The sequence below is a fragment of the Stutzerimonas stutzeri genome (assembly GCF_024448955.1).
GTDB lineage: Bacteria > Pseudomonadota > Gammaproteobacteria > Pseudomonadales > Pseudomonadaceae > Stutzerimonas > Stutzerimonas stutzeri_AQ.
Genome location: NZ_JAMOIH010000019.1, coordinates 84,492 through 91,007, shown reverse-complemented (window position 1 = coordinate 91,007; position 6,516 = coordinate 84,492). Strand labels below are relative to the sequence as shown.

Here is a 6,516-nt window from a genome sequence, read left to right as displayed (position 1 = left end):
AAAACCTTCTGACGCGACCCGCTGTTTGGCGTGTCGGTGGCAATCATTGTCCGAGATTGGTGGAGCTAGACGGGATCGAACCGTCGACCTCTTGCATGCCATGCAAGCGCTCTCCCAGCTGAGCTATAGCCCCATCTCGAGGACGGGGCGCATATTAGGGGCGGCCCTGCACAGTGTCAACGAAATTTTTAACTGTTCGACGAAGAAATTCGACATGAGAACAATTACTTACCGCCGACGGATGGCGCATCTCAAATTTTTTGCGAGCAAGCTCGCTCCCACAGAAAGCTGTGCTGCCTACCGCAGGTGCCGGCTAGTTCACGAAGCGTTAAAACCGCTCAATCAATCGCCGCCAACAGCTTCTCCCACTCCTTCACTTCTTTCTTCGACGCCCCACCAAGCAACTCCAGCGCTTGGCGCAGGCGGAAGCGCGTCAGGTCAGGCCCGAGGATTTCCATGGCGTCGAGCACCGAGACCGAACTGGCTTGGCCGGTGATCGAGGCGAACATCAGCGGCATCACGTCGCGCAGCTTCAGTTCCAGGTGCGCAGCGACCGCCTGGATGACCTCGGTGATGCGCTCCTTGTCCCACTGGCGCAGCGCTTCGAGCTTCCAGAGCGTCAGTTGCAACACTTGGCGCACCCGGGTTTCGTCCAGCTTCTTGTGAGCGAATAGCGACGGATCAAGGTTCAGCGCACCAGAGAAGAAGAAACCGGCCAGCGGCGCGATCTGGCTGAAGGTCTCCACCCTGCCCTGCACGTGCGGTGCGATCTTCATTAGGTACTCGGGGTTCAGCGCCCATTGCTGCACCTGGCTGGCGAAGGCCTCTACGCTCAACTCGCGTATCCACTGACCATTGAGCCAGGACAGTTTCTCCACATCGAAGATCGGCCCGCCCAGAGACACGCGGTTGATGTCGAAGTGCTCGATCATTTCCGCCAGGGTGAATTTCTCGCGCTCGTCGGGCATCGACCAGCCCATGCGGCCGAGATAGTTGAGCATCGCCTCGGGCATAAAGCCCATGCGCTCGTAGAAGGTGACCGAGGTAGGGTTCTTGCGCTTGGACAGCTTGCTCTTGTCCGGATTGCGCAGCAGCGGCATGTAGCATAGCTGCGGCTGCTTCCAGCCGAAGTATTCGTAGAGTTTGATCAGCTTGGGTGCCGACGGCAGCCATTCCTCGCCGCGCAGCACGTGGGTGATGCCCATCAGGTGGTCATCGACAACGTTGGCGAGGAAATAGGTCGGCAGGCCATCGGCCTTCATCAGCACCTGCATATCCATGCGGTCCCAGCCAATCTCGACGGTGCCACGCAGCATGTCCTGCACCTGGCAGACGCCTTCGCTGGGCACCTTCATGCGGATCACGTGGGACTCGCCAGCGACGATGCGCTGCTGCGCCTCGGCCGGGGCGATATGCATGCAATGACCGTCGTAGCGCGGAGTTTCTTTATTGGCCATCTGCTCGGCGCGCACCTGGTCGAGGCGCTCGGCGCTGCAGAAGCAAGGGAAGGCATGACCTTTGCCGACCAGTTCGTCCGAATACTTCTTGTAGATCTCGCCGCGCTCGCTCTGCCGATACGGCCCATGCGGGCCACCGACATCGGGGCCCTCGTCCCACTCGATACCCAGCCAGCGCAACGCATCGTAGATCTGCTGTTCGGATTCACGGGTCGAGCGCAGCTGATCAGTATCCTCGATACGCAGAATGAACTGACCACCATGCTGGCGGGCGAAGCAGAGGTTGAACAACGCGATATAGGCAGTACCGACGTGCGGGTCGCCAGTGGGAGATGGCGCGATGCGGGTGCGAACGGTGGTCATGAAAGATCTCGAACGAACGTAAATCGAAGGGATGAATGGTAACAGGCACGCCGTAAGACGCTCCAGTTCGTAGGACGGAATCGCCGAAGGCGCTTCCGTCGTTTACCGCGAATTGGCCACATCCGCCTGCACACATGAAGCTTGATCCGTGACCGCCGGAATACACCGTCGGCTAATGCAACTACTTGGCCGCGCGTTGCGACCGTTGCAACTTCCAAGCTCTCGCCCTACACCTGCAGCAACCGCTCACGCAGCTTGTGTATCTCGTCTCGCGTCTGCGCGGCGGCCTCGAACTCCAGGTCGCGTGCGTAGGCAAGCATCTTTTCTTCCAGCTGTCGAATGCGCTTGGTGATCTCGCTAGGCGAACGCAGCTCGTTTTCGTAACGCGCCGCCTCCTCCGCCGCCTTGGCCTCGCCGCGGCGCTTCTTGCTACGCGAGCCCGGCACGGTAGCCCCTTCGAGAATGTCCTGCACATCCTTGAAAACACCCTTGGGCACGATGCCGTGAGCCTCGTTGAAGGCGATCTGCTTGTTGCGCCGACGTTCGGTTTCATCGATGGCGCGCTGCATCGAGCCGGTCACGTTGTCGGCGTAGAGAATCGCCCGGCCGTTGAGGTTGCGCGCCGCACGGCCGATGGTCTGGATCAGCGAACGTTCGGAACGCAGAAAGCCTTCTTTGTCCGCATCAAGAATCGCCACCAGCGACACCTCGGGCATGTCCAGCCCCTCACGCAGCAGGTTGATGCCCACTAGCACGTCGAACACACCCAGGCGCAGGTCACGAATGATCTCGACCCGCTCCACGGTGTCGATATCCGAGTGCAGATAGCGCACCCGCACACCATGATCGCCGAGGTAGTCGGTCAGATCCTCCGCCATGCGCTTGGTCAGCGTGGTAACCAGCACGCGCTCTTCCTTGGCCACGCACTTGGTGATCTCCGACAGCAAATCATCGACCTGAGTCAGCGCCGGTCGTATTTCGATTTGCGGATCGACCAGCCCCGTAGGCCTCACCACCTGCTCGACCACACGCCCAGCATGCTCAGCTTCGTAAGGGCCCGGCGTGGCCGAAACGAAGATAGTTTGTGGGCTGATCGCCTCCCACTCATCGAAGCGCATGGGCCGGTTATCTAACGCCGATGGCAGGCGGAAGCCGTACTCCACCAGGGTTTCCTTGCGCGAACGGTCGCCTTTGTACATGGCGCCGACCTGCGGCACGCTGACGTGAGATTCGTCGATCACCAGCAGCGCATCGGCCGGCAAATAGTCGTACAGCGTTGGCGGCGCTTCACCGCTTTCGCGCCCCGAGAGATAGCGCGAGTAGTTTTCGATGCCGTTGCAGTAACCCAGCTCCATGATCATTTCCAGATCGAAGCGGGTACGCTGCTCCAGGCGCTGCGCCTCCACCAGCTTGTTCTGGCTGCGCAGGTAGTCGAGCCGGTCCTTGAGCTCCACCTTTATCTTTTCCACCGCTTCCAACAGGGTTTCGCGCGGCGTCACGTAGTGGCTTTTGGGGTAGAAGGTGAAACGCGGCAGCTTGCGAATGACCTCCCCGGTCAGCGGGTCAAAGGCCGAGAGGCTTTCAACCTCGTCATCGAACAGCTCGATGCGCACCGCTTCCAGGTCGGATTCGGCTGGGAAGATATCAATTACGTCACCGCGCACGCGGAAGGTCGCACGGGCGAAATCCATATCGTTGCGGGTATATTGCAGACCGGTCAGACGACGCAACAACTCACGCTGATCGAGCCGGTCGCCGCGGTCCACGTGCAGCACCATTTTCAGATACGACTGCGGATCGCCCAGGCCGTAGATGCAGGAAACCGTGGTGACGATGATGGCGTCCTTACGCTCCAGCAGCGCCTTGGTCGCCGACAGGCGCATCTGCTCGATATGGTCGTTGATCGAGGCGTCCTTCTCGATGAAGGTGTCGGACGACGGCACATAGGCCTCGGGCTGGTAGTAGTCGTAGTAGGAAACGAAATACTCCACCGCGTTGCGCGGGAAGAACGCCTTGAACTCGCCATAGAGCTGCGCCGCCAGCGTCTTGTTCGGCGCCAGCACCAGCGTCGGGCGCTGCACATGAGCGATCACGTTGGCGATGCTGAAGGTTTTGCCCGAGCCCGTCACGCCCAGCAGCGTCTGATGCGACAACCCGGCCTCGATGCCCTCGATCATCTGCCGAATGGCTTCGGGCTGATCACCGGCGGGCTTGAAACGGGTGACCAGTTCAAATTGCGACATAACGACCTCTGGAGTTGCGGACCGGCTGGAGCGCCGATTGTGACATTTCAAGCGCTGTTCGGTAGCGATGCCTGGCGGCACCCTGCGCATCAAAGGGCGGCCAATTCTGTCAGAAAAACCGCCCCGGCATCTCGCGACCGAGGACCGGTGCGGCTATACTCCTGCCCCGTTTGCGCACCGCCCTCAGCGCGAAGCGAGGGTGCTGTATCACTCACCTTCTTCTCTTCGAGCCTCCCCACCATGAGTTTGTTCTCTGCTGTCGAAATGGCGCCGCGCGATCCGATTCTCGGCCTCAATGAAGCCTTCAACGCCGACACGCGGCTGAACAAGGTCAACCTGGGAGTTGGCGTCTATTACAACGAAGAAGGCCGCATTCCCCTGCTGCGCGCGGTCGCCGCAGCGGAAATGGCACGTCTGGAGCTGAACGCACCGCGCGGTTACCTGCCCATCGAAGGGATCGCCAGCTATGACATGGCGGTTCAGGGACTGCTGTTCGGCGCGGATTCGGCGCTGGTGGCCGACGGCCGCGTAGTGACCAGCCAAGCCCTGGGCGGCACCGGCGCGCTGAAGATCGGTGCCGATTTCCTCAAGCGCATCCTGCCAGACGCTGTGGTCGCCATCAGCAACCCCAGCTGGGAAAATCATCGCGCCCTGTTCGAATCCGCCGGTTTCGCCGTACAGAACTACGCCTATTACGATGCCGCCACTCATGGCGTCGACCGCGCAGCCATGCTCGAAGATCTGAAGAATCTTCCGCCCCGCTCCATCGTCGTGCTGCACGCCTGCTGCCACAACCCCACCGGCGTCGACCTGCTGCCCGAAGACTGGAAGCAGGTACTGGAAGTACTGCGTACCAAGGATCATGTGCCCTTCATCGACATCGCCTACCAGGGCTTCGGTGACGGCATCGAAGAAGACGCCGCCGCCGTGCGCCTGTTCGCCGAATCCGGCATGACCTTCTTCGTCTCTAGCTCGTTCTCCAAGTCCTTCTCGCTGTATGGCGAACGCGTCGGCGCGCTGTCGATGGTCACCCAGAGCCGCGAAGAGTCGGCCCGCGTGCTGTCACAAATCAAGCGCGTGATTCGCACCAACTACTCCAACCCGCCGACTCACGGCGCCACCGTGGTTTCCGCCGTGCTCAACAACGCGGAACTGCGTGCCATGTGGGAAGCCGAGCTAGGCGAGATGCGCACCCGCATTCGCGAAATGCGCCTGACCATGGTCCGCCAGTTGGCCGAGAAAGGCGCCAAACAGGACTTCAGCTTCGTCGCCAAGCAACGCGGCATGTTCTCCTACTCCGGGCTGACTGCCGCCCAGGTCGAGCGCCTGCGCGTCGAGTTCGGCGTCTACGCCATCGGCACCGGACGCATCTGCGCGGCCGCGCTGAACCACAACAACCTGGACCACGTCACCGACGCCATCGTGCAGGTGATCTGAGCCGACACAGGGTTGACTTCCCTTTTATAAACAGTAGGATACGCACCGCAGTTCCGCGATAGCTCAGTCGGTAGAGCAAATGACTGTTAATCATTGGGTCCCTGGTTCGAGTCCAGGTCGCGGAGCCACATTTAAAACCCAGCCTAAGCGCTGGGTTTTTTATTGTCTGCTGACTCTCACCAGGGACTACGTCTCAGGTTATTCGGCAAGCCTCACCCCTTCGGGGCCGCGTAACAACGCGCTCTCGAGCGTCCCGCCCTGCTATAGCAGGTAAGATGGCGACCTCCCTCATCGCATACAGCACGCGTATGTCCTATTCCGTATCACCCATTGGTTTCGTCCGCTCCTGCTTCAAGGAAAAATTCGCCATTCCGCGGCAACCACAACTGGCGCCTGCCGCACGTGGCATTCTCGAGTTGCTGCCGCCATTCGACCAGGCCCATGCGCTCGAAGGCCTCGAACAGGTCAGTCACGTCTGGCTGCTATTCCTTTTCCATCAAGCGCTGGAAGCCGAGCCACGTCTACGGGTACGCCCGCCGCGACTGGGTGGGAATCGAATGGTGGGCGTCTTCTCGACCCGCGCGACGCACCGCCCGAATGGGATTGGACAATCAGTGGTCAGGCTGGACGGGATCGCACCTGGCCGTCTTCAGCTGTCGGGAATCGATCTGCTGGACGGCACGCCAGTGCTGGATATCAAACCTTACGTGCCGTATGCCGATGCAATCACCAATGCGTACAACGGCTTGGCGGCCGATGCGCCGGAGCCGATAACCGTGCGCTGGACCGAGGCGAGTCTGCAACAGGCCCGTAGCGAAGCCCTACGGTTGGGCGAGCCGCTGCAGGAATTGATCGAACAATGCCTGGCGCAGGACCCGCGACCGGCTTATCAGACGCCATTACCGACGCGTCGTTACGGCACGCGCCTGTGGGATGTCGATGTGCGCTGGCACTACCCTGATCCAGCATCCATCACCGTGCTGGAGGTGACCCGGGTACCGCACTAGGTTGCCCCG

General features: G+C 60.8%; 4 protein-coding genes and 2 tRNA genes. 3 read left to right on the top strand and 3 right to left on the bottom strand.

Going from position 1 to position 6,516, the window contains the following annotated elements:
• Nucleotides 1-57: 57 nt before the first annotated feature.
• From NA645_RS18435 to uvrB, 3 genes are all read right to left on the bottom strand, one after another.
• A tRNA-Ala gene (locus NA645_RS18435) sits at nucleotides 58-133 on the bottom strand.
• A gap of 205 nt (nucleotides 134-338) precedes the next feature.
• Nucleotides 339-1,820 carry a glutamate--tRNA ligase gene (gene gltX, locus NA645_RS18430; protein WP_256050177.1) on the bottom strand — a complete coding sequence of 494 codons (1,482 nt, stop codon included), beginning with the start codon at nucleotides 1,818-1,820 and terminating at the stop codon, nucleotides 339-341.
• A gap of 227 nt (nucleotides 1,821-2,047) precedes the next feature.
• Entirely contained in the window at nucleotides 2,048-4,063 is a 2,016-nt protein-coding gene (uvrB, locus tag NA645_RS18425; protein ID WP_256050176.1) for an excinuclease ABC subunit UvrB, read from the bottom strand.
• 240 nt (nucleotides 4,064-4,303) lie between these two features.
• Here uvrB and NA645_RS18420 point away from each other — a divergent pair, with 240 nt between their 5' ends.
• From NA645_RS18420 to tsaA, 3 genes are all read left to right on the top strand, one after another.
• Complete coding sequence (locus tag NA645_RS18420) at nucleotides 4,304-5,500, top strand: amino acid aminotransferase (protein ID WP_256050175.1); 1,197 nt, start codon at nucleotides 4,304-4,306, stop codon at nucleotides 5,498-5,500.
• Between the two features lie 52 nt (nucleotides 5,501-5,552).
• Nucleotides 5,553-5,628, top strand: a tRNA-Asn gene (locus NA645_RS18415).
• Nucleotides 5,629-5,808: 180 nt separating this feature from the next.
• Nucleotides 5,809-6,507: a tRNA (N6-threonylcarbamoyladenosine(37)-N6)-methyltransferase TrmO gene (tsaA, locus tag NA645_RS18410; protein ID WP_256050174.1), complete on the top strand. Its 699-nt coding sequence runs from the start codon at nucleotides 5,809-5,811 to the stop codon at nucleotides 6,505-6,507.
• Nucleotides 6,508-6,516: the final 9 nt, after the last annotated feature.